The 21,604-nt window shown below is 72.0% G+C and carries 20 protein-coding genes and 1 tRNA gene; 15 read left to right on the top strand and 6 right to left on the bottom strand.

Annotation, left to right across the window (positions count from 1 at the left end):
- Nucleotides 1-30 precede the first annotated feature (30 nt).
- Nucleotides 31-888 carry an HpcH/HpaI aldolase/citrate lyase family protein gene (locus DRV84_RS05580; protein ID WP_115978888.1) on the bottom strand — a complete coding sequence of 286 codons (858 nt, stop codon included), beginning with the start codon at nt 886-888 and terminating at the stop codon, nt 31-33.
- Nucleotides 889-1,283: 395 nt separating this feature from the next.
- On the bottom strand, nt 1,284-2,030 hold the full coding sequence (locus DRV84_RS05575; protein WP_115978941.1) for a sulfite exporter TauE/SafE family protein: 747 nt from the start codon (nt 2,028-2,030) through the stop codon (nt 1,284-1,286).
- Nucleotides 2,031-2,189: 159 nt separating this feature from the next.
- On the opposite strand from DRV84_RS05575, the gene mdh reads away from it, so the two are divergent.
- The 8 genes from mdh to lpdA all read left to right on the top strand — a co-directional run bounded on the left by mdh (nt 2,190) and on the right by lpdA (nt 12,822).
- Nucleotides 2,190-3,152: a malate dehydrogenase gene (mdh, locus tag DRV84_RS05570; RefSeq protein ID WP_115978887.1), complete on the top strand. Its 963-nt coding sequence runs from the start codon at nt 2,190-2,192 to the stop codon at nt 3,150-3,152.
- 243 nt (nt 3,153-3,395) lie between these two features.
- Nucleotides 3,396-4,589, top strand: coding sequence for an ADP-forming succinate--CoA ligase subunit beta (gene sucC / locus DRV84_RS05565; RefSeq protein WP_115978886.1), 1,194 nt, complete (start codon nt 3,396-3,398; stop codon nt 4,587-4,589).
- 115 nt (nt 4,590-4,704) lie between these two features.
- On the top strand, nt 4,705-5,586 hold the full coding sequence (sucD, locus tag DRV84_RS05560; protein WP_115978885.1) for a succinate--CoA ligase subunit alpha: 882 nt from the start codon (nt 4,705-4,707) through the stop codon (nt 5,584-5,586).
- A gap of 181 nt (nt 5,587-5,767) precedes the next feature.
- Complete coding sequence (locus DRV84_RS05555) at nt 5,768-6,289, top strand: DUF805 domain-containing protein (RefSeq protein ID WP_115978884.1); 522 nt, start codon at nt 5,768-5,770, stop codon at nt 6,287-6,289.
- 40 nt (nt 6,290-6,329) lie between these two features.
- Nucleotides 6,330-9,290 (top strand): 2-oxoglutarate dehydrogenase E1 component, encoded by a 2,961-nt coding sequence (locus tag DRV84_RS05550; RefSeq protein ID WP_115978883.1) that lies wholly within the window; start codon nt 6,330-6,332, stop codon nt 9,288-9,290.
- A gap of 4 nt (nt 9,291-9,294) precedes the next feature.
- The gene (gene odhB, locus DRV84_RS05545; protein WP_115978882.1) at nt 9,295-10,854 is read left to right on the top strand and encodes a 2-oxoglutarate dehydrogenase complex dihydrolipoyllysine-residue succinyltransferase; all 1,560 of its coding nucleotides are present in this window, start codon (nt 9,295-9,297) and stop codon (nt 10,852-10,854) included.
- 95 nt (nt 10,855-10,949) lie between these two features.
- Nucleotides 10,950-11,339 (top strand): MAPEG family protein, encoded by a 390-nt coding sequence (locus tag DRV84_RS05540; RefSeq protein ID WP_115978881.1) that lies wholly within the window; start codon nt 10,950-10,952, stop codon nt 11,337-11,339.
- Between the two features lie 94 nt (nt 11,340-11,433).
- The gene (gene lpdA, locus DRV84_RS05535) at nt 11,434-12,822 is read left to right on the top strand and encodes a dihydrolipoyl dehydrogenase (RefSeq protein ID WP_115978880.1); all 1,389 of its coding nucleotides are present in this window, start codon (nt 11,434-11,436) and stop codon (nt 12,820-12,822) included.
- A 94-nt stretch (nt 12,823-12,916) separates the two neighbouring features.
- On the opposite strand, the gene DRV84_RS05530 is transcribed toward lpdA, so the two are convergent.
- From DRV84_RS05530 to DRV84_RS05520, 3 genes are read right to left on the bottom strand one after another with little or no spacing between them, the layout of a single operon-like run.
- Nucleotides 12,917-13,642: a lysophospholipid acyltransferase family protein gene (locus tag DRV84_RS05530; RefSeq protein ID WP_115978879.1), complete on the bottom strand. Its 726-nt coding sequence runs from the start codon at nt 13,640-13,642 to the stop codon at nt 12,917-12,919.
- On the bottom strand, nt 13,642-14,532 hold the full coding sequence (locus tag DRV84_RS05525) for a cell division protein FtsX (RefSeq protein ID WP_115978878.1): 891 nt from the start codon (nt 14,530-14,532) through the stop codon (nt 13,642-13,644). Before DRV84_RS05525 ends, DRV84_RS05530 begins: the two co-directional genes overlap by 1 nt.
- Nucleotides 14,529-15,206, bottom strand: a complete 678-nt coding sequence (locus tag DRV84_RS05520; protein WP_115978877.1) for a cell division ATP-binding protein FtsE — start codon at nt 15,204-15,206, stop codon at nt 14,529-14,531. Before DRV84_RS05520 ends, DRV84_RS05525 begins: the two co-directional genes overlap by 4 nt.
- 149 nt (nt 15,207-15,355) lie before the next feature.
- Between DRV84_RS05520 and DRV84_RS05515 the strand changes: the two genes are divergently transcribed.
- On the top strand, nt 15,356-16,279 hold the full coding sequence (locus DRV84_RS05515; protein WP_115978876.1) for a zinc-ribbon domain-containing protein: 924 nt from the start codon (nt 15,356-15,358) through the stop codon (nt 16,277-16,279).
- Between the two features lie 237 nt (nt 16,280-16,516).
- On the opposite strand, the gene DRV84_RS05510 is transcribed toward DRV84_RS05515, so the two are convergent.
- A tRNA-Ser gene (locus DRV84_RS05510) sits at nt 16,517-16,606 on the bottom strand.
- Nucleotides 16,607-16,792: 186 nt separating this feature from the next.
- Between DRV84_RS05510 and DRV84_RS05505 the strand changes: the two genes are divergently transcribed.
- From DRV84_RS05505 to proB, 6 genes are all read left to right on the top strand, one after another.
- The gene (locus DRV84_RS05505) at nt 16,793-17,620 is read left to right on the top strand and encodes a hypothetical protein (protein ID WP_115978875.1); all 828 of its coding nucleotides are present in this window, start codon (nt 16,793-16,795) and stop codon (nt 17,618-17,620) included.
- 188 nt (nt 17,621-17,808) lie between these two features.
- Nucleotides 17,809-18,453: a 50S ribosomal protein L21 gene (locus tag DRV84_RS05500; protein WP_115978874.1), complete on the top strand. Its 645-nt coding sequence runs from the start codon at nt 17,809-17,811 to the stop codon at nt 18,451-18,453.
- A gap of 6 nt (nt 18,454-18,459) precedes the next feature.
- Nucleotides 18,460-18,729: a 50S ribosomal protein L27 gene (gene rpmA / locus DRV84_RS05495; RefSeq protein WP_115978873.1), complete on the top strand. Its 270-nt coding sequence runs from the start codon at nt 18,460-18,462 to the stop codon at nt 18,727-18,729.
- A 117-nt stretch (nt 18,730-18,846) separates the two neighbouring features.
- Nucleotides 18,847-19,386, top strand: a complete 540-nt coding sequence (locus DRV84_RS05490) for a GNAT family N-acetyltransferase (protein ID WP_115978872.1) — start codon at nt 18,847-18,849, stop codon at nt 19,384-19,386.
- 55 nt (nt 19,387-19,441) lie between these two features.
- Nucleotides 19,442-20,479, top strand: a complete 1,038-nt coding sequence (obgE, locus tag DRV84_RS05485; RefSeq protein ID WP_115978871.1) for a GTPase ObgE — start codon at nt 19,442-19,444, stop codon at nt 20,477-20,479.
- On the top strand, nt 20,467-21,573 hold the full coding sequence (proB, locus tag DRV84_RS05480) for a glutamate 5-kinase (RefSeq protein WP_115978870.1): 1,107 nt from the start codon (nt 20,467-20,469) through the stop codon (nt 21,571-21,573). Before obgE ends, proB begins: the two co-directional genes overlap by 13 nt.
- The last annotated feature ends 31 nt before the right edge of the window (nt 21,574-21,604 follow it).

The following is a 21,604-nucleotide window of genomic DNA, read 5'->3' as shown; positions in this document are numbered from 1 at the left end:
CTCCCTCGCGATTGCGCGCGTCAGCCTAGATCAATGGGCGAGCGCCGCAATGGCCTCCGCCTTGGCGAGCGTGCGGCGCGCGGTCTCCACGTGCAGGTTCTCGACGATCTGCCCGTCCACCACGGCGACCCCCTCGCCACGGGCCTCGGCGGCCTCGAAGGCCTCGATCTGGCGCCGGGCGAGTTCGATGTCCTCGGCCGCGGGGGCGAAGACGGCGTTGGCGGTCGCCACCTGCGCGGGGTGGATCAGCGTCTTGCCGTCGAAGCCGAGGTCGCGGCCCTGCTCGCACTCCGCGCGCAGCCCGTCCTCGTCGCGGAAGTGGTTGAAGACGCCGTCCACCGCGACCTTTCCTTCCGCGCGCGCGGCCATGAGCATCGTCTCGAGCGCATAGACCATCGGCAGGCGGTCGGCGCGCATGGCGCAGCCGAGCTCCTTGGCGAGGTCGTTGGTCCCCGCCACGAACCCCGCGAGGCGCGGATGCGCGGCGATGGCGGCGGCGTTCAGGATGCCGCGCGGCGTCTCCATCATCGCCCAGAGCGGCAGGTCGTCGCCCAGATGCCCCGCCGCCGCGTCGAGGTCCGCCGGCGCGTCCACCTTGGGCAGGAGCAGCCCGTGGAAATCCGCGCCCCGCATCGCCGCGATGTCGTCGGCGCCCCACTCGGTGTCGAGCGCGTTGACCCGCACGAGCCGCGCGGTCTGCCCGTAGCCGCCGGCGTCGAGCTCGGCGCGCAGCGTCTCGCGCGCCTCGGCCTTGGCGTCGGGCGCGACGGCGTCCTCGAGATCGAAGATGATCGCGTCCACCGGCAGCGTGCGCGCCTTCTCGAGCGCGCGCGCCTTCGATCCGGGGATGTAGAGCACCGACCTGTAAGGGCGCGATCGTTCGTCCATGGGCTCGCCTCCGCAACAATATTGCGCGTATGGGCCATGTTCCTGCGGCGGGTTCAACCCTTTTTTCGCAGTCGCAGCATTGCGTGCCGCAGGGCGGCGCACGGTGCCGACACCCGCCGTCAACCGGGCCCGGGCACGGTACGCCCCTGTATACAAGGGCGAAGAGAGGGACGCCATGAGGGAGCTCGTCATCCATGCAATGGGCCTCGGGCTGATCGCGCTCGCCGCGGCGACCTCGGCGGATATCGCCGAAGGGCGGGCGCGGGAGGCGGGTCCGGGCCTCTCCGCGGCCTGTGATTCGCCCGGGCCGGCCCCCCGCGGCGCGCGGCCGGCGCGCGCCCCGGCGCCGTAGGGGCGCGCGCGGCGCGCCCGTGGCAGACCCGCCGCCCGCGCGCTCACATCAGCGCGTCCCAGACCAGCTTCGCCCCCGTTGCGGTCAGGAGCGCATAGGTCACGAGGAAGAACGCCCGCTCCGGCACGAGGAAATGGGCCTTCACCCCGATCCACGCGCCGATGAGCGCGAAGGGCGCCAGCGCGAGGTTGGCGAGCAGCGTCTCGGCGGTGAAGAGGCCGAGGAGGGCGTAGGGCACCGCCTTGGCGAGGTTGACGACCCAGAAGATCAGCACCGTCGTCGCCTGGAAGGTCGTCTTGTCCGGCCGGCCCGACAGCAGATAGACGAAGGTCGGCGGCCCGCCCGCGTGGCTGACGAAGCTCGTGAAGCCCGCGGTCAGCCCGGCCGCCACGCCCCAGCCGGGCGGTAGCCGCCGGTCGGCGGGGCGGACGAGCCCCCGCGCCTGCGCCACCTGCCACGCCACGAAGCCGAGCGCGACCGCCCCGATCAGCAGCCGGATCGCGTCGTCGTCCACCATCCGCCAGAGCGCCGCGCCCAGCGCGACCCCCGGCAGCGCGCCGAGGATCAGGAGCCGCCCCGCGCGCCAGTCCCAGCGCCGCCAGTAGGGCCGGAGCGTCGCGGCGTCGATCATCATCAAGAGCGGCAGCATGATCGCCAGCGCCTGCCCCGGCGGCATGACGAGCGCCAGAATCGCCGAGGCCGCGAAGGCCGCGCCCGAGCCGAAGCCGCCCTTGGAGACGCCGGCGAAGACCGCCGCCACGGCGGCGAGGGCGAAGACCGGGGCCGACATCTCCATGCGCGCGAAACCTCCCTGCTCTCCGCGCCTTACCCGCCGCCGCGCCGCGGGGCCAGCGCCGCGCGCCCGCGTCCGCCCGCGCGGCGCACTTGCGCGGCGGGGTGCGAAGGACTAGGGCAAGCGCCGATCGCAACCGAGCGGAGTGAACATCTCATGGCCAGACCCAGGATCGCGCTGATCGGCGCGGGGCAGATCGGCGGCACGCTCGCCCATCTCGCGGCGATGAAGGAGCTCGGCGACGTCGTTCTCTTCGACATCGCCGAGGGCGTGCCGCAGGGCAAGGCGCTGGACATCGCCGAATCCGGCCCGGCGGAAGGGTTCGACGCCGCGCTCAAGGGCACGCAGGACTACGCCGACATCGCCGGCGCCGACGTCTGCATCGTCACCGCCGGCGTGCCGCGCAAGCCGGGCATGAGCCGCGACGACCTGATCGGCGTCAACCTCAAGGTCATGAAGGCCGTGGGCGAAGGCATCGCGGAGCACGCGCCCGACGCCTTCGTCATCTGCATCACCAACCCGCTCGACGCGATGGTCTGGGCGCTGCGCGAGTTCTCGGGCCTGCCGCACGAGAAGGTCTGCGGCATGGCGGGCGTGCTCGACTCGGCGCGCTTCCGTCATTTCCTGAGCCTCGAGTTCAACGTGTCGATGCGCGACGTGACGGCCTTCGTGCTCGGCGGGCACGGCGACACCATGGTGCCGCTCACCCGCTACTCGACCGTCGCGGGCATCCCGCTGCCCGATCTGGTCTCGATGGGCTGGACGACGCAGGACAAGCTCGACGCGATCGTGCAGCGCACGCGCGACGGCGGCGCCGAGATCGTGGGGCTCCTGAAGTCCGGCTCGGCCTTCTACGCGCCGGCGACGAGCGCCATCGAGATGGCCGAGGCCTACCTCAAGGACCAGAAGCGCCTCCTGCCCTGCGCTGCGTGGTGCGACGGGGAATACGGCCTCGACGGGCTCTACGTCGGCGTGCCGACGATCATCGGCGACGGCGGCATCGAACGCATCGTGGACATCAAGCTCAACAAGGACGAGCAGGCGATGTTCGACAAGTCGGTGGACGCGGTGCGCGGCCTCGTCGCCGCCTGCAAGAGCGTCGACGAAACGCTCGCCTGAGCGGCATGGCCGAGGGGACACGCGGGGCGCGCGCCGGGGATCCGGCGCGCGCCCCTTTCGTTTCAACGGGGGCGGCACATGGCATGCCCCTTTCGCCAGAACTTGTGATCACACGTTTTCAGGCTGTGATCACAAAACCCGGAAAAACGCCCTTGCAGCCGGGCTCGGGGCGGAAAACCCTTTGCCGGCGGCCGCGAAGGGGTTAGTCCGGATGCGACCGTGTACAGAACGGGACAGTGATCGATGAACATCCACGAATATCAGGCCAAGGCGCTCCTGCGCGACTACGGCGCGCCGGTGAGCGACGGGCGCGTCGTCATGCGCGCGGAGGAGGCCAAGACCGCCGCGGGCGAGCTCGAGGGGCCGCTCTGGGTCGTCAAGGCGCAGATCCACGCCGGCGGCCGCGGCAAGGGCCACTTCAAGGAGGCCGGCGCCGGCGAGAAGGGCGGCGTGCGCCTCGCCAAGTCGGTCGAGGAGGCCGACGAGGAAGCCCGCCGCATGCTCGGCCGCACGCTCGTCACTCATCAGACGGGCCCCGACGGCAAGGAAGTCGGCCGCATCTACATCGAGGAGGGATCGGGCATCGCGCGCGAGCTCTACCTCGCGCTGCTGGTGGACCGGCAGACGAGCCGCGTCTCCTTCGTCTGCTCGACCGAGGGCGGCATGGACATCGAGGAGGTCGCGGCCGAGACGCCGGAGAAGATCCTCTCGTTCTCCGTCGACCCGGTGACCGGCTATCAGCCGTTCCACGGCCGGCGCATCGCCTTCATGCTGGGCCTCGAGGGCAAGCAGGTGAAGCAGTGCGTGGCCCTTATGGGCACGCTCTACCGTCTCTTCGTCGAGAAGGACGTCGAGATGCTGGAGATCAACCCGCTCATCGTCACCGACGCGGGCGAGCTGAAATGCCTCGACGCCAAGATGGGCTTCGATTCGAACGCGCTCTACCGCCACGGCGACATCGCCGCCCTGCGCGACGAGAGCGAGGAGGACCCGAAGGAACTCGCCGCGTCGAAGTACGACCTGAACTACATCGCGCTCGACGGCGAGATCGGCTGCATGGTCAACGGCGCCGGCCTCGCCATGGCGACGATGGACATCATCAAGCTGCACGGCGCGGAGCCCGCCAACTTCCTCGACGTGGGCGGCGGCGCGACCAAGGAGAAGGTGACCGAGGCCTTCAAGATCATCACGTCGGACGCGAACGTGAAAGGCATTCTCGTCAACATCTTCGGCGGCATCATGCGCTGCGACATCATCGCCGAGGGCGTGATCGCCGCGGTCAAGGAGGTCGGCCTCGAGGTGCCGCTGGTCGTCCGGCTCGAGGGCACGAACGTCGAGCAGGGCAAGGCGATCATCGACCAGTCCGGCCTGAACGTGATCGCGGCCGACGACCTGAGCGATGCGGCGGCGAAGATCGTGAAGGCGGTCAAGGGCTGAGCCCGCGGGGGCGGGCGCGCCCTGCCCCCGGCACGACGGATCGGTGCGTGAGGCCACGCACCCTTTCAACGAACGATCGGTGCGTGCCCGCACGCACCCCACGAAGGAGGCCCCGATGGCCGTACTCGTCGACGAAACCACCAAGGTGATCTGCCAGGGCTTCACCGGCTCGCAGGGCACCTTCCACTCCGAGCAGGCGATCGCCTACGGCACGCAGATGGTCGGCGGCGTCACCCCCGGCAAGGGCGGGCAGGAGCATCTCGGCCTGCCGGTCTTCGATTCCTGCCACGAGGCGGTCGAGAGGACCGGCGCCGACGCCAGCGTGATCTACGTGCCGCCGCCGTTCGCGGCCGACTCGATCCTCGAGGCGGTGGACGCCGGGATCGGCCTCGTCGTCTGCATCACCGAGGGCATCCCGGTGCTCGACATGATGAAGGTCAAGCGCGCGCTCGAGGGCTCGGGCACCACGCTGATCGGCCCCAACTGCCCCGGCGTCATCACGCCCGACGCCTGCAAGATCGGCATCATGCCCGGCCACATCCACAAGCGCGGCAAGGTCGGCGTCGTCTCGCGTTCGGGCACGCTGACCTACGAGGCGGTCAAGCAGACCACCGACGTCGGGCTCGGGCAGTCCACCTGCGTCGGCATCGGCGGCGACCCGATCAAGGGGACGGAACACATCGACGTGCTCGAGTGGTTCCTCGACGACGACGAGACGGAGGCGATCATCATGATCGGCGAGATCGGCGGCTCGGCCGAGGAGGACGCGGCGGCGTTCCTCGCGTCCGAGAAGAAGAAGGGCCGCTGGAAGCCCACCGCCGGCTTCATCGCGGGCCGCACGGCGCCGCCGGGGCGCCGCATGGGCCACGCGGGCGCGATCGTCGCCGGCGGCAAGGGCGGCGCCGACGACAAGATCGAGGCGATGAAATCCGCCGGCATCACCGTGGCCGACAGCCCGGCCGGGCTGGGCGAGGCGGTGCTCAAGGCCATCGGCTGAGAGGGGTCATGGACGACGGCAGCGGCGTCGCGCATGCGCAGGCGGGCCGGCTGGCCCCGCCCGCGCGGTGCGCGCGCCAGCCTGCGCGGCGCCGCATCCCCTGCGCCGGGGCCGTCCGCCCGGGCCGGGGCCACGCCGCCCGCTCCGCGCGGGCGCGGCGGCCGGGCGGGGAGGCGCGCGCATGAGCTTCGGCGACGCGGTGAGGACCTGCCTGCGCAAATACGTCACCTTCTCGGGGCGGGCCTCGCGGCCGGAATACTGGTGGTTCGCCCTCTTCGTGGTGCTGGGCGACCTCGTCCTCGGCGCGGTGGACGACGCGCTCTTCGGCACGCCCCGCGTCGCCGGCGCGGGGGCGCCGCGCGCGCCCTCCGTTCTCTCCGGGCTCTTCTCGCTCGCCATGATCCCGCCGCTTCTCGCCGCCGGCTGGCGGCGGATGCACGATAGCGGGCGGTCGGGGCTGCACCTCGTCTATCCGCTGATCGTGATGGCGGGCATCGCCAGCTTCGCTGCCTTCGCGCGCGGCCTCGATCCGCTCTTCTCCGGCGCGCCGGAGGCGGTCTTCACCGATCTCGCGGGGCTCGTCCTCGGGGTGGCGGCGATCGTGTTCGTGCTGTCGCCCTTCCTCGTGATCTGGTGGCTCACCCGCCCGTCCGAGCCCGGCCCCAACCGCTTCGGCCCCGCCCCGGCGGAGGCCCGCGCATGACATTCCCCGAAAGCCCCTTCGCTCCGCACGAGAGGACGCCATGACCGATCAATCCTCGAACGACAGCTTCAAGGCCTCGAGCTTCATGCAGGGGCACAACGCCGCCTACCTCGAACAGCTCTACGCGCGCTACGCCGAGGATCCGGCGGCGGTGGACGAGGGCTGGAAAGCCTTCTTCGACGAGCTCGGCGACCCCGAGCGCGACGTCCGGCAGGAGGCGCACGGCCCCTCCTGGGCGCGGCGCGACTGGCCCCCGCAGCCGACCGACGAGGTGACCCACGCGCTCGACTTCCAGTGGCCCGAGGTCGCGAAGGAGGCGCAGGCCGCGGGCGACAAGATCCGCGACAAGGCCGAGGCGCACGGCGTCAAAGTGACCGACGAGCAGGTCAAGCGCGCGGTGCTCGACTCGGTGCGCGCGCTCATGCTGATCCGCGCCTACCGCATCCGCGGCCACCTCGCCGCCGATCTCGACCCGCTCGGCCTGCGCGAAGAGACCGAGCACCCCGAGCTCGACCCGAAGTCCTACGGCTTCACCGAGGCCGACATGGACCGGCCCATCTTCATCGACAACGTGCTCGGGCTCGAGTTCGCGTCGATGCGCCAGATCGTCGATCTGGTGAAGCGCACCTACTGCGGCACCTTCGCGCTGCAGTTCATGCACATCTCGGACCCGGAGCAGTCCGCCTGGCTCAAGGAGCGGATCGAGGGCTACGGCAAGGAGGTGAAATTCACCCGCGAGGGCCGGCGCGCGATCCTCAACAAGCTCGTGGAGGCCGAGGGCTTCGAGAAGTTCCTCCACGTGAAGTACATGGGCACCAAGCGCTTCGGCCTCGACGGCGGCGAGAGCCTGATCCCCGCGATGGAGCAGATCATCAAGCGCGGCGGCGCGCTGGGGCTGAAGGAGATCGTGATCGGCATGCCCCACCGCGGGCGGCTCTCGGTGCTCGCCAACGTGATGGGCAAGCCCTATCGCGCGATCTTCCACGAGTTCCAGGGCGGCAGCTTCAAGCCCGAGGACGTGGACGGCTCGGGCGACGTGAAATACCACCTCGGCGCCTCCTCCGACCGGGAGTTCGACGGCAATTCGGTGCACCTGTCGCTGACGGCGAACCCCTCGCACCTCGAGGCGGTGAACCCGGTGGTCCTCGGCAAGGCGCGCGCCAAGCAGGACCAGCGCAACGACGCCGATCGCAAGGAAGTGCTCTCGGTCCTCCTGCACGGCGACGCGGCCTTCGCCGGGCAGGGCGTCGTGGCCGAGGGCTTCGGGCTCTCGGGCCTCAAGGGCCACCGCACCGGCGGCACGATCCACCTCGTGGTGAACAACCAGATCGGCTTCACCACGGCGCCGCATTTCTCGCGCTCCTCGCCCTACCCCACCGACATCGCGCTGATGGTCGAGGCGCCGATCTTCCACGTGAACGGCGACGACCCGGAGGCGGTGACGCACGCCGCCAAGGTCGCCATCGAGTTCCGCCAGAAGTTCGGCAAGGACGTGGTCATCGACATGTTCTGCTACCGTCGCTTCGGCCACAACGAGGGCGACGAGCCGATGTTCACCAACCCGCTGATGTACAAGGCGGTCAAGAGCCACAAGACGACGCTCAGCCTCTACACCGAGCGGCTGGTCCGCGACGACCTGATCCCCGAGGGCGAGGTCGAGGACATGAAGGCCAAGTTCCAGGCCTTCCTCAACGACGAATTCGAAGCCGGCAAGACCTACAAGCCGAAAAAGGCCGACTGGCTCGACGGGCGGTGGAGCCACCTCGACCCCAAGGGCGAGACCTACCAGCGCGGCGAGACGGCGATCTCGGAGGAGACGATGCGCCGCGTGGGCACGGCGCTCACCCGGGTGCCTGAGGGCTTCAACCTGCACCGCACCGTGGGCCGGCTGATCGACGCGCGATCGAAGATGTTCGAGACGGGCGAGGGCTTCGACTGGGCGACCGCCGAGGCGCTCGCCTTCGGCTCGCTCCTGCTCGAGGGCTACCCGGTGCGCCTCTCGGGGCAGGATTCGATCCGCGGCACCTTCTCGCAGCGCCACTCCGCCCTCGTCGATCAGAACACGGAGGAGCGGTATTTCCCGCTCAACCACATCGCCGAGACACAGGCGCGCTTCGAGGCGATCGACTCGATGCTCTCGGAATACGCGGTGCTCGGCTTCGAATACGGCTTCTCGCTCGCCGAGCCCAATGCGCTGGTGATGTGGGAAGCGCAGTTCGGCGATTTCGCGAACGGCGGGCAGATCATGTTCGACCAGTTCATCAGCTCGGGCGAGTCGAAGTGGCTGCGCATGTCGGGCCTCGTCTGCCTGCTGCCGCACGGCTTCGAGGGCCAGGGCCCCGAGCACTCCTCCGCCCGACTGGAGCGGTTCCTGCAACAATGCGGGCAGGACAACTGGATCGTCGCCAACTGCACGACGCCGGCCAACTACTTCCACATCCTGCGCCGGCAGCTCCACCGCAGCTTCCGCAAGCCGCTCATCCTGATGACGCCGAAGTCGCTCCTGCGCCACAAGCTCGCGATCTCAGACAAGGAGGATTTCCTGACCGGCGCCTCCTTCCACCGCGTGCTCTGGGACGACGCCGAGAAGGGCCACTCCGACACCGAGCTCAAGCCCGACGGCGAGATCCGGCGCGTGGTGATGTGCGCGGGCAAGGTCTACTTCGACCTTCTGGAAGAGCGCGACCGCCGCGGCATCGACGACGTCTATCTCCTGCGCGTCGAGCAGTTCTATCCCTTCCCGGCGCATTCCGTCGTCAAGGAGCTCGAGCGCTTCAAGGGCGCCGAGATGATCTGGTGTCAGGAGGAGCCCAAGAACCAAGGCGCCTGGACCTTCATGGAGCCCAACCTCGAATGGGTGCTCGGCCGCATCGGCGCGACGCACGCGCGCCCGCGCTACGTCGGCCGGCCCGCCTCCGCCTCGCCGGCGACCGGCCTCGCCTCGCAGCACAAGAAACAGCAGGACGCGCTTGTCGATCAGGCGCTCACGATCGAAGGGTAAGAGAATGACGACAGAAGTCCGCGTGCCCAGCCTCGGCGAAAGCGTCACCGAGGCCACCGTCGCCACCTGGTTCAAGAAACCGGGCGACAGCGTCGCCGAGGACGAGATGCTCTGCGAACTCGAGACCGACAAGGTCACCGTCGAGGTGCCCGCCCCGGCGGCCGGCGTGCTCGCCGACATCGTCGCCGAGGAGGGCCAGACCGTCGGCGTGGACGCGCTCCTCGCCAATATCGCCGAGGCCGGCGAGGCGGGCTCGACCACGCCGGAACCCCGCCCCTCGGCCGAGGCCGGCAGCGGCAAGGCCCCCTCCGAGGGCGGCGCGCCCGCCGGCGCGGGCGACGGCGAGGCGGTGGACGTCATGGTCCCCGCGCTCGGCGAGAGCGTGTCCGAGGCGACGGTCTCCACCTGGTTCAAGGCGGTCGGCGACGCGGTCGAGGCCGACGAGATGCTCTGCGAGCTCGAGACCGACAAGGTCTCGGTCGAGGTGCCCGCCCCCGCGGCCGGCGTGCTCTCCGAGATCCTCGCCGCGGAGGGCGCGACCGTCGAGGCCGGCGGCAGGCTCGCCGTGCTGAAGAGCGGCGAAGGCGCCGCCGCGAAGTCCGCCGAGACGCGCGAGGCGGCCTCGGCCCCCGCGCCCTCCGGCGGCGGCGGGGCCGACGTCGAGGACGCGCCCGCCGCGAAGAAAGCGATGGCCGAGGCCGGCCTCTCCCGTGATCAGGTGGCGGGCTCCGGCCGCGACGGCCGCGTGATGAAGGAGGACGTCGCCAAGGCCGCGCAGGGCGCCGGCGCCGCCTCCGCCAAGGCCCCCGCGCCCGCGTCCGAACCCGCGCAGGCCCCGCGCGCGCCCGTCCCGGCCGAGGACGCGAGCCGCGAGGAACGGGTCAAGATGACCCGCCTGCGCCAGACCATCGCGCGCCGCCTCAAGGACGCGCAGAACACCGCCGCCATGCTGACCACCTACAACGAGGTGGACATGAAGGCGGTCATGGACCTGCGCTCCGAGTACAAGGACCTCTTCGAGAAGAAGCACGGCGTGCGCCTCGGCTTCATGTCCTTCTTCGCCAAGGCCTGCGCCCACGCGCTCGCGGAGGTGCCCGAGGTCAACGCCGAGATCGACGGCACCGACATCGTCTACAAGAACTTCGTGCACATGGGCGTCGCCACCGGCACGCCGCAGGGACTCGTCGTGCCGGTGATCCGCGACGCGCACGCCAAGTCCTTCGCCGAGCTCGAAAAGGAAATGGCCGAGAAGGCGAAGCGCGCCCGCGACGGCAAGCTCTCCATGGCCGAGATGCAGGGCGGCACCTTCACCATCTCCAACGGCGGCGTCTACGGCTCGCTCATGTCCTCGCCGATCCTGAACCCGCCGCAGTCGGGCATCCTCGGCATGCACAAGATTCAGGACCGCCCCGTGGTGGTGAAGGGCGAGATCACGATCCGCCCGATGATGTACCTCGCGCTCAGCTACGACCACCGCATCGTCGACGGCAAGGGCGCGGTCACCTTCCTCGTGCGCGTGAAAGAGGCGCTCGAGGACCCGCGGCGCCTGCTGATGGATCTGTAACGGCGCCCCGGCGGTGCGCCGGAAACGGCGCACCCGACGCGGCGGCGCGTACCGGCGCGCCGCCCGCTCCACAGGAAAAGACCCGCGATCGCCCCATGACCCCCGAACTCACCGCCCTCGCCCTCGCCGTGCTCCTGCAGGCCGCGCAGCTCGCGCTCTACTCCGTGCTCGGCCAGAAGGCCGCCGGCACGCGCGCCGCGCTGGAGCCGCGCGACGCGCCCATCCCGCTGCCGGGCCGCGCGGGCCGCACCAAGCGCGCGCTGGACAACCACTTCGAGGGGCTGATCCTCTTCACCGCCGCCGTGGTGATCGTCACCGCCGCCGGCGCCACCACCCCGTTCACCGCCGCCTGCGCCTGGATCTACCTCGCCGCGCGCGTCCTCTACGTGCCCGCCTATCTCTTCGGCTGGGTCCCGGGCCGCTCGCTCGTCTGGGCGGCGGGCTTCCTGGCCACCCTCGCCATGGTGCTCGCGGCGCTCCTGTGACGTCTTCTTGGCTGAAATATCCCGGGGGGTGAGGCCCGCGAGGGCCGAGGGGGGCAGCGCCCCCCTCCCCCGCCCAACAGAAAGGACTGACCGAATGGCCTCCTACGACGTGATCGTGATCGGCTCCGGCCCCGGCGGCTACGTGGCCGCCATCCGCTGCGCGCAGCTCGGGCTCAAGACCGCCTGCGTGGAAGGGCGCGAGACGCTCGGCGGCACCTGCCTCAACGTGGGTTGCATCCCCTCCAAGGCGCTCCTGCACGCCACGCATCAGCTCCACGAGGCCGAGCACAACTTCGGGAAGATGGGCCTCAAGGTCGGCGCGCCCAAGGTCGACTGGTCCGCGATGCGCGCCTACAAGGACGACACCATCGCGCAGAACACCAAGGGCGTGGAGTTCCTCTTCAAGAAGAACAAGATCGACTGGCTGAAGGGCTGGGGCTCGGTCCCCGCGCCGGGCAAGGTCCGGGTCGGCGACGAGACCCACGAGGCGAAGAACATCATCCTCGCCACCGGCTCGGAGGCGAGCACCCTGCCCGGCGTCGAGATCGACGAAAAGACCGTCGTCACCTCCACCGGCGCGCTGGAGCTGCCGAAGATCCCGAAGAAGATGGTCGTCATCGGCGGCGGCGTGATCGGCCTCGAGATGGGCTCGGTCTATTCCCGCCTCGGCACGGAGGTCACGGTGGTCGAGTATCTCGACACCATCGTCCCCGGCATGGACGCCGAGGTGCAGAAGGGCTTCCAGCGCCTCCTGAAGAAGCAGGGGCTCACCTTCGTCACCGGCGCCGCGGTGCAGTCCGTCGAGACCCTCAAGACCAAGGCGAAGGTGCACTACAAGCTGCGCAAGGACGACAGCGACGCCACCCTCGACGCCGACGTGGTGCTCGTCGCCACGGGCCGGAAGCCCTACACCGACGGCCTCGGGCTCGACGCGCTCGGCGTCGAGATGACCGCGCGCGGGCAGATCGCGACCGACGCGCAGTGGCGCACCAACGTGGACGGCCTCTACGCCATCGGCGACTGCGTCGAGGGGCCGATGCTCGCCCACAAGGCCGAGGACGAGGGCATGGCCGCGGCCGAGGTGATCGCCGGCAAGCACGGCCACGTGAACTACGGCGTGATCCCCAACGTGATCTATACCCACCCCGAGGTCGCCGCCGTGGGCGAGACCGAGGAGAGCCTGAAGGAACAGGGCCGCGCCTACAAGGCGGGCAAGTTTAACTTCATGGGCAACGGCCGCGCGAAGGCCAACTTCGCCGCCGACGGCTTCGTGAAGATCCTCGCCGACGCGGAGACCGACCGCATCCTCGGCGCGCATATCATCGGGCCGATGGCGGGCGACCTGATCCACGAGATCTGCGTGGCGATGGAATTCGGCGCCTCGGCCGAGGATCTCGCCCTCACCTGCCACGCGCATCCGACCTATTCCGAAGCGGTGCGCGAGGCCGCGCTCGCCTGCGGCGACGGGCCGATCCACGCCTGAGGCCACGGGCGGGCGCCGGCCGCCTGCGGCGGCCATGGGAATTTCAATTCCCATGGCAAGACCCTTGCAAGGGTCTTGCCCGGCGGCCGCCGTCTCAGCGCCCGTCAGGCGCGGCGCCGGCCTCCGCCATCAGCGCGTCGGACCGCGCCTCCACCTCGCGCTCGAGGCGGGCGGTGAACGCCGCGGCCGGAAGCCCCGGCGCGATGGGCTCCAGAAACTCCACCACCGCGAGGCCGGGCTCCCGCCGGATGCCCCGGCGTGGCCAGAAGAGGCCCACGTTCGTCGCCGCCGGCACGCAGGGCAGGCCGGTCGTCTGGTAGAGCACCGCGCTCCCCATCTTGTAGGGCGCCTTCGCCCCCGGCGCGATGCGCGTGCCCTGCGGATAGATGATGAGCTGTCCGGGCGGCGCCGCGCCCTCGGTCACGCCGCGCATCATCTGGCGCATGGCCTCCGCCCGGCGGCCGCGATCGACGGGCACGCAGCCGATGCGCAGCGCGTACCAGCCGACGATCGGCGCCCACTTGAGCTCGCGCTTCATGATGAACTTCGGCCGGGGCACCGCGCTGACGATGAGGATCACGTCGAGGAAGCTCTGGTGCTTCGCGGCGATCAGCACCTCGCCCTCGGGCACCGGGCCGCGCACCTCCGTCCGGAGCCCCAGCATCCGGCGCGCCGACCAGCGCACCCAGCCGCACCAGGCATGCACCGCCGCATAGGCGCCGCGCCGGTCCACGAGCGCCCAGGGCGTGAAGACCACCGCCATCAGCGCCATGACCACGTAGATCTGCACGTTGAAGACGAGGGAGACGACCCAGCGCATCAGTCGAGCCCCCGGAGCGTGCGCCGCGCCGCCGTCCGCGTCGCGGCCCACGCCACCACCGCGGCGAGCGCCGGCACGGCGAGCGGCGTGGCCCATTCGACGCCGGCGAAGCCGAGCGCGGTGAGAAAGCCCTCCGCCCCCTCCCGCGGCAGGGCCGCCACCGCGCCGGTGCCCGCCGCCGCGCCCAGCGCCGCGCCCCCGAGCGCGCGCAGGGTGAAGCGCCGCGTGAAGGCGCGCGCGATATAGGCGTCGCGCGCGCCGACCAGCCGCAGCACCTGGATCACCTGCGCGTTCGCGGCGAGCGCCGCCTGCGCGGCCAGCGTGACCATCGCCGCCATCGCGCCGCCGATCAGCGCGATCGCCGCCCAGCCGAGGGCGCGCAGCCGGTCGGCGGCCTGCACGAGCGGCCGGCGCCAGCGCGTGTGATCGTCGAGCACCGCGGCCGGCACCTCGGCCGCGAGGCGCAGCCGCAGGCCCTGCGGGTCGAAACCCTCGCCCTCCTCGGTAATCTCGATCAGCTGCGGGATCGGCAGCCGCTCCACCGGCAGATCGGGGCCGAACCACGGCGCGAGCAGCGCGCGGCGCTCGGCGTCGGTGAGCGCGCGCGTCGCGGCCACGCCCGGCGTCTGCTCAAGGATGCGCAGCGCCGCCTCGGTCTGCGCGGCGACCTGCCCCTCCGGCGCGGCGATGCGCAGCGTCGCGGTGCGCGCCAGCGCCTCGCCCCAGCGGTCGGCGAGGCGCCCGGCCGAGAACGAGAGCGCCAGCGCGAAGACCGCGAGGAAGGCCATCGCCGCCGCGGTGAAGACGGTGAGCCACGCGGTGAACCCCGTGGGCGGCACGACGCGCGCCGCCTGCCCGTCCCCCGTGAGAGCGCCGGTCAGCCGCCTCACAGGTCGGCCCCCGCCGCGGTCAGCCGCCGGTCGGCGATGCGCAGGACGCGCGCCTGCACCTGGCTCTTGGCCGCGCGGATCAGCATCAGGTCGTGCGTCGCGATCAGCACCGCCTTGCCCAGCCGGTTGAGCTCGATCAGCAGGTGCAGCAGGCGCTGCGACATCTCCCAGTCGACGTTGCCCGTGGGCTCGTCGGCGAGGATCACCTCCGGCGACATGATGACGGCGCGCGCGAGCGCGGCGCGCTGGCGTTCGCCACCCGAGAGCTCCGGCGGCCGGGCATCGGCCCGCGCGCCGAGCCCGACCCAGGCGAGAAGCTCGGAGAGGTTCCCGGGGTCGGCCGTCTGCCCGGTCTCGGACACGGCCACCGGCAGCGCGACGTTCTCGGCCACGGGCAGATGGTCGAGGAACTGGCAGTCCTGATGCACGACGCCGATACGCCGCCGCGCCTGCGCCACCCCGTCGCGGTCGAGCGCCGAAAGCTCGCGCCCGAAGACCGTGACCCGCCCAGCCGTCGGGCGGAGCGCCCCGTAGCAGAGCCGCAGCAGCGTGGTCTTGCCGGCGCCCGACGGTCCGGTCAGGAAATGGAAGCTGCCCGGCGCCAGGGTCAGCTCCACCCCCTGCAGGAGGTCGCCGCCCCCGTAGCTGTAGCTCACGCCCTCGAGCTCGATCACGCCGACGCCCCCCTTGCCGGCGCTTGTTGTGCCTCAGCACCGCTCGCCTTGCAATCCGCGCCCGGCTCGGGGCAAGACCCTATCGTGAGCGGCGGGCGCCGTATAACCTGCGGCGCGCGACGAGAGGCCCCGACCGGGCGAGAGGCATCATGCGCTTGACCTGCCCCAACTGCGGCGCGCAGTACGAAGTCCCCGACGGGGTGATCCCCGCGGCGGGCCGCGACGTGCAGTGCTCGAACTGCGGCCACACCTGGCTGCAAACGCCCGAGGGCGCGGGCGGACCGGCGCCCCGGGCGGACACAGAGCCGCAGCCGACGCCGGCCGAGGAAAGCGCGCCCGAGCCCGCTCCGCAAGCCGCCGCTGCGCCACCGCAGGAGCCAGAGCACGGCACGCCGGCCACCCTGGCCGCCAAGGACGCCACGCCGCGTGCCGCCGCGCCCGCCGCGTCCGGCGGCGACGCCCCGGCGGAGACGGCGCCCGACAGCGGCACGCAGGCCGCATCCGCGCCCGACGCAGGTCCGGCGGACGGCCCGGCCCCGCACGAGGGCGACGGCCACGCCCATGAGCCGGAGCCCGAGGCCGCACCGCAACGGCGCCGCCTCGACCCGGAGGTGGCCGACATCCTGCGCTCGGAAGCGGAGCGCGAGCAGCGGGCGCGCTCGGCCGACGCGCAGCCGCTCGAGACGCAGCCCGATCTCGGTCTCGACGGCGCGGCGGCGCCGGAGCCGGACGCCGCGCGCGACACGGCCGAGCGCGCCGCGCGCCGCGACAGGCTGCCCGACATCGAGGACATCAAGTCGAACCTGCGCGGGGAGGACGAGCCCCGCGAAGAGGCGGCGCCCGCCCCTCCGCCCGGCGCCGGGGGCAACTTCGCGCGCGGCGTCGCGCTGGCGCTTCTGCTCGGGAGCCTGCTGATCGCGCTCTACGCCTATGCCGGCGCCCTCGCCGAGGAGATCCCCGCCCTCGCCCCCGCGCTGGCCGCCTACGTCGCCGCCGTGGAGGCAGCGCGCCTCTGGGCCCATGACATGGTGACGGAGGCGCTGCTCTGGCTCGAGCGCCTCGGCGCGCCCTGACCGGCGCACGCCCTCGGCGGTCGCACCCTCAGTGACGCGGCGTCTTCGGTCCGGACCGTGCTCGAGGTGGGCGTCACGAGGCACCTGCGCCATCAGGACACGCAGACCGCGCCTGCGACACAGCCGGGATACCATGCCGTGCGTAACGTCTGTCGGGTGACGCACGATCCGCCACACGCAGGAGCCCTTGCTACGAGAGCGCCTGCCGAACCAACAACGTGAGCTTGGGGCCGGGAATGGCGGACAGGGTGGGATTCGAACCCACGAGACGCTTGCACGCCTACCGGTTTTCGAAACCGGCGCCTTCGACCACTCGGCCACCTGTCCTGTGCCGCACGGCGCGGGGGCGCCGGTGGGCGGTGCGGCGGGGCGCTTGCAATCCGACCGCATGCGGGCCGTCTAGCGAAGGGGGCGCGCGCGCGCAACCCGGATTTCGGGGCGCGGACGCCGGCGCGGGCTTGGAAAGCGGCGGCGCGGGGCCTAGGCTCGGGGCATCATCCGTCGGAGGCCTCCATGATCCTGCGCGTCTGCGTCACGGTTCTCGCCCTCGCCGCCGCGGCGCTGCCGGGCGCGCGCGCCTCGGCGGAGGCGCCGGGCGCGGCGCGGCTCCTCGATCTGCTCCGCCTGCCCGAGGTCGTCGCGGTCATGCGGGAGGAGGGGCGCGCCTACGGCGCCGAGCTGGCCGAGGAGATGCTCGCGGACGGCCCCTCCGCCGGCTGGGACGCGACCGTCGCGCGCATCTACGACGCGGATCGCATGGCCGCGACGGTGCGGGAGCGCTTTCTCGAAAAGATGGCGGGGGTCGATCCGGCGCCGCTCGTCGCCTTCTTCGAGATGGAGGCGGCGCAGCGCCTCGTGGCGAACGAGGTGGCGGCGCGCCGCGCCATGATCGACGACGCGGTGGAGGGGGCGGCGCGCGAGGCCTATCTCGACCGCGCGCAGGACCCGGACGCGACCTTCCGGCTGGTGCGGGCCTTCGTGCGGGTCAACGATCTCTTGGAGTCGAACGTCGCGGGGGCGCTCAACTCCAACTTCGCCTTCTACCGCGGGCTCGCCGACGGCGGCGCGCTCGAGATGGGCGAGAGCGATATGCTCGCCGAGGTCTGGTCGCAGGAGGAGGCGACGCGCGCCGACACGCGCGACTGGCTCTACGGCTTCCTGCTGACGGCCTACGACCCGGTGCCGGAGGCGGTGCTGGAGCGCTACGTCGAGCTTTCGGGGACCGAGGCGGGCCGGGCGATGAACAGCGCGCTCTTCGCGGGCTTCGACCGGATGTATGCCGAGATTTCCTACGCGCTCGGCCTCGCGCTCGCGCGGGAGATGCAGGCGACCGAGCTCTGAGCCGGGCTTGACATGCGCCGCCGCGCCGCCGATAAGCGCGCACTCCGGGCGGGCCGTCGTGGCCGGCCCACGGATTCGTAACCGACGCCCCTTGCGGGGCGCGCTGTCCGAGGCGGCCGGACCAGGCCGAGAGCAACGCCCGGGGCGACCGGGGGCCGAAGGACGCGGCAGACAAGAGGACGACGCGCATGTTCGCGGTCATGAAGACCGGCGGGAAGCAGTACCGGGTCGAACCGGGCGACACGCTGGAGATCGAGAAGCTCGCCGCCGAGGCGGGCGAAACCGTTCAGTTCAACGACGTGCTGATGGTGGGCGGTGATGCGCCCAAGGTCGGCGCGCCGCATGTCGAGGGCGCCGCGGTGCAGGCCGAGGTGCTCGGGCAGGTTAAGGGGCCGAAGGTCGTCAACTTCGTCCGCCGCCGCCGCAAGCACTCCTCGAAGCGCACGAAGGGCCACCGCCAGCAGCTCACCATGATCAAGGTGACCGAGATCCTCGAGACCGGCGCCGACGCGTCGGGCGTCAAGGCGGCGATCGGGGCCGGGTCGGCGCCGCGCGGCGACGCGCCCGCGCCGAAGGCCGAGGCGCCCGCGCCGAAAGCGGCGCCCAAGGCGGCCGCGGCACCGGCCGGGAGCGACGACCTGACGAAGCTCTCGGGCGTCGGGCCGAAGCTCGCCGAGAAGCTGCAGGGCGCGGGCGTGACGAGCTTCGCGCAGATCGCGGCCTGGACCGAGGACGACATCGCGGCGCTGGACGAGCAGCTCTCGATCCGGGGCCGCATCGAGCGCGAGGGCTGGATCGACCAGGCCAAGGCGCTCGTGGCAGAGAAGGAGTAACGGCAGATGGCACACAAGAAAGCAGGCGGTTCCTCGCGCAACGGACGCGATTCCGCCGGCCGCCGCCTTGGCGTGAAGCTCTTCGGCGGGCAGGCAGCGCGCCCGGGCAACATCATCCTGCGCCAGCGCGGCAACAAGTGGTGGCCGGGCGACGGCGTCGGCCAGGGCAAGGATCACACGATCTTCGCCACGGTCGAGGGCCGCGTGACCTTCCGCAAGGGCTTCAAGGGCCGCACCTTCGTCTCCGTCGAACCGGTAGCCGAGGCCGCGGAGTAGGCCGGTCCCGACAATGTGACATGTTTTCATGGGGGATCGGCGCGGCCGGTCCCCCATGTTCGTCGCAGGGGTCCCGGTCGGGACAGCACGCGGGCCGATCCCCCGGGGAGGAGCGACATGACGGTTCAGACGATCCGCACGCAGTCCGTCATCGAGACCGCGCGTCTCGACCTGCGGCCGCTGCGCCGCTCGGACGAGGGGCTGATCGAGTTCTACGCCGGCGACGCGCGGGTGGCGCGCATGACGCGCGGCATCCCGCATCCCATGCCGCCCGGCGCCGTCGCGGCGTTCATCGCGCGTGCGCTCGCCGACGACCGCGAGGAGGACGTCTGGGCGATGGACGCCACGCGCCACGGCGGCCCCGAGCTGATGGGCGTCGTCGGCCTCGACCGGGTGGGGCGCGGGCAGTGCGAGCTCGGCTTCTGGGTGGGGCCCGCCTTCTGGAACACCGGCATCGCGCAGGAGGCGGTGGGCACGCTCGTCGCCGCCAACCCGATGGGCCACACCACGGCCTTCGCCTCGGTCTTTCAGGACAACCCCGCCTCGGCGCGGGTGCTCACGCAATGCGGCTTCGCCTACCTCGGCGACGCGGAGGCCTACTCGGTCGCCCGCGCTGCGAAGGTGCCGACCTGGACCTACGCGCGCAAACTGGATTGAGCCCGTCCGCGCGCCGCGCTAAGGCCCGCGCCACCGGCTGGGAGGCCGCACGCCCATGAAGTTCCTCGATCTCGCGAAGGTCAACATCCGCTCCGGCGCCGGCGGCGCGGGCTCCGTCAGCTTCCGCCGCGAGAAATACGTGGAATACGGCGGCCCGGACGGCGGCGACGGCGGCCGGGGCGGCGACGTCTGGGCGGAGGCCGTGGACGGGCTCAACACCCTGATCGACTTCCGCTATCAGCAGCACTTCTTCGCCAAGAACGGCCGCCACGGCATGGGCAAGGCGCGCACCGGCGCCGACGGCGCGGACGTCACCCTGCGCGTCCCCGTGGGCACCGAGATCCTCGACGAGGATCAGGAGACGGTGATCGCGGATCTCACGCAGGTGGGCGAGCGCGTGCTGCTCGCCCGCGGCGGCAACGGCGGCTGGGGGAACCTGCATTTCAAGACCTCCACCAACCAGGCCCCGCGCCACGCCAACCCGGGACAGGAGGGGGTGGAGCGCACGCTCTGGCTCCGGCTGAAGCTCATCGCGGACGCCGGGCTTCTCGGGCTGCCCAACGCGGGGAAATCCACCTTCCTCGCCGCGACCTCGAACGCGCGGCCGAAGATCGCCGACTACCCCTTCACCACGCTGCACCCCAACCTCGGGGTCGTCGGCGTGGACGGGGCGGAGTTCGTCGTCGCCGACATCCCCGGCCTGATCGAGGGCGCGCACGAGGGCCGCGGCATCGGCGACCGTTTCCTCGGCCACGTCGAGCGCTGCGCGGTGCTGCTGCACCTTGTGGACGGCACCTCCGCCACCATCGCCGAGGACTGGCGCGCGGTCATCCGTGAGCTCGAGCGCTACGGCGGGCACCTGAACGACAAGCCGCGCGTCACCGCGCTCAACAAGGTGGACGCGCTCGAACCGGAGGCGCGCGCCGCGGCGGTCGAGGCGCTCCGCGCGGTCGCGGGCGCGGAGGTGCACGAGATCTCAGGCGTGAGCGGCGAGGGGCTGGAGGGAGTGCTGCGCGCGCTCCGGGCCGAGATCGCCGCGACCCGCGCCGCCGAGGCCGCGGAGGAGACGGAGGAGGCGCCGTGGCGACCCTGAGCGGTGCGGCCCGCGTCGTCGTCAAGATCGGCTCGGCGCTGCTCGTCGACGCCGCGCACGGCGGCCTGCGCGCCGACTGGCTGGCGAGCCTCGCGGCGGACGTCGCGGCGCTGAAGGCGCAGGGCGCGGAGGTGGTGCTCGTCTCCTCGGGCTCCATCGCGCTCGGGCGCGGCGCGCTCGCGCTCGGGCCCGGGCCCCTGCCGCTGGAGCAGGCGCAGGCGGCGGCCGCCGTCGGCCAGATCCGCCTCGCGCGCGCCTACGAGGAGGCGCTGGCGCCGCACGGGCTGACCGCGGCGCAGGTTCTGGTGACGCTCGAGGACAGCGCGAACCGGCGCCGCTACCTCAATTCCCGCGCGACGCTCGGCACGCTGCTTTCGCTCGGTGCGGTGCCCATCGTGAACGAGAACGACACCGTCGCCACCGACGAGATCCGCTACGGCGACAACGACCGCCTCGCCGCGCAGGTGGCGGTGACGGTGGGGGCCGATCGCCTCGTGCTGCTCTCGGACGTGGACGGGCTCTACACCGCGAACCCGGCGCAGGACCCGGCCGCGCGTCGCCTCGACACGGTCGAGGAGATCACGCCGGAGATCGAAGCGATGGCCGGCGACGCGGGCAGCGGGCTCGCCAAGGGCGGCATGCGCACGAAGCTCATGGCCGCGCGCACGGCGATGGCGGCGGGCTGCGCACTCGCGATCACGCGCGGCGCGCGGGACAACCCGCTGCGCGCGCTCGACGCGGGCGCCCCGGCGACGTGGTTCCTGCCCGACCTCGACCCGGCCTCGGCGCGCAAGCGCTGGATCGCGGCGATGAAACCGCGCGGCGAGCTGCGCGTGGACGCCGGCGCCGCCGCCGCGCTGGAGGGCGGCAAGAGCCTGCTGCCGGCGGGCGTGACGGCCGCGACCGGCGCCTTCGGCCGGGGCGACCCGGTGGCGATCCTCGACGCGGCGGGCCGCAAGCTGGGCCAGGGGCTCACGCGCTACACGGGCGAGGAGGCGCGCGCCATCGCCGGGCACCGCTCCTCGGAGATCGAGACGCTGCTCGGCTATCCCGGCCGCGCGGCGCTCATCCACCGCGACGACATGGCGCTCTGAGCCCGCGCCCGGAGACACGAGAGAGGAGGCC

Origin of the sequence: Rhodosalinus sediminis (assembly GCF_003385555.1) — a bacterium.
Taxonomy (GTDB): Bacteria; Pseudomonadota; Alphaproteobacteria; order Rhodobacterales; family Rhodobacteraceae; genus Rhodosalinus; species Rhodosalinus sediminis.
Note: the sequence above shows the minus strand (reverse complement) of the source record. Positions and strands in the feature narration are given on the sequence as shown.

Coding starts and splice junctions, on each gene's coding strand:
- DRV84_RS05515 (WP_115978876.1), top strand. CDS start 15,356: ATGCGCTTGACCTGCCCCAACTGCGGCGCGCAGTACGAAGTCCCCGAC.
- DRV84_RS05505 (WP_115978875.1), top strand. CDS start 16,793: ATGATCCTGCGCGTCTGCGTCACGGTTCTCGCCCTCGCCGCCGCGGCG.
- obgE (WP_115978871.1), top strand. CDS start 19,442: ATGAAGTTCCTCGATCTCGCGAAGGTCAACATCCGCTCCGGCGCCGGC.
- DRV84_RS05500 (WP_115978874.1), top strand. CDS start 17,809: ATGTTCGCGGTCATGAAGACCGGCGGGAAGCAGTACCGGGTCGAACCG.
- DRV84_RS05555 (WP_115978884.1), top strand. CDS start 5,768: ATGAGCTTCGGCGACGCGGTGAGGACCTGCCTGCGCAAATACGTCACC.
- odhB (WP_115978882.1), top strand. CDS start 9,295: ATGACGACAGAAGTCCGCGTGCCCAGCCTCGGCGAAAGCGTCACCGAG.
- lpdA (WP_115978880.1), top strand. CDS start 11,434: ATGGCCTCCTACGACGTGATCGTGATCGGCTCCGGCCCCGGCGGCTAC.
- mdh (WP_115978887.1), top strand. CDS start 2,190: ATGGCCAGACCCAGGATCGCGCTGATCGGCGCGGGGCAGATCGGCGGC.
- DRV84_RS05540 (WP_115978881.1), top strand. CDS start 10,950: ATGACCCCCGAACTCACCGCCCTCGCCCTCGCCGTGCTCCTGCAGGCC.
- DRV84_RS05530 (WP_115978879.1), bottom strand. CDS start 13,642: ATGCGCTGGGTCGTCTCCCTCGTCTTCAACGTGCAGATCTACGTGGTC.
- DRV84_RS05575 (WP_115978941.1), bottom strand. CDS start 2,030: ATGTCGGCCCCGGTCTTCGCCCTCGCCGCCGTGGCGGCGGTCTTCGCC.
- sucC (WP_115978886.1), top strand. CDS start 3,396: ATGAACATCCACGAATATCAGGCCAAGGCGCTCCTGCGCGACTACGGC.
- DRV84_RS05550 (WP_115978883.1), top strand. CDS start 6,330: ATGACCGATCAATCCTCGAACGACAGCTTCAAGGCCTCGAGCTTCATG.
- DRV84_RS05580 (WP_115978888.1), bottom strand. CDS start 888: ATGGACGAACGATCGCGCCCTTACAGGTCGGTGCTCTACATCCCCGGA.
- DRV84_RS05490 (WP_115978872.1), top strand. CDS start 18,847: ATGACGGTTCAGACGATCCGCACGCAGTCCGTCATCGAGACCGCGCGT.
- rpmA (WP_115978873.1), top strand. CDS start 18,460: ATGGCACACAAGAAAGCAGGCGGTTCCTCGCGCAACGGACGCGATTCC.
- sucD (WP_115978885.1), top strand. CDS start 4,705: ATGGCCGTACTCGTCGACGAAACCACCAAGGTGATCTGCCAGGGCTTC.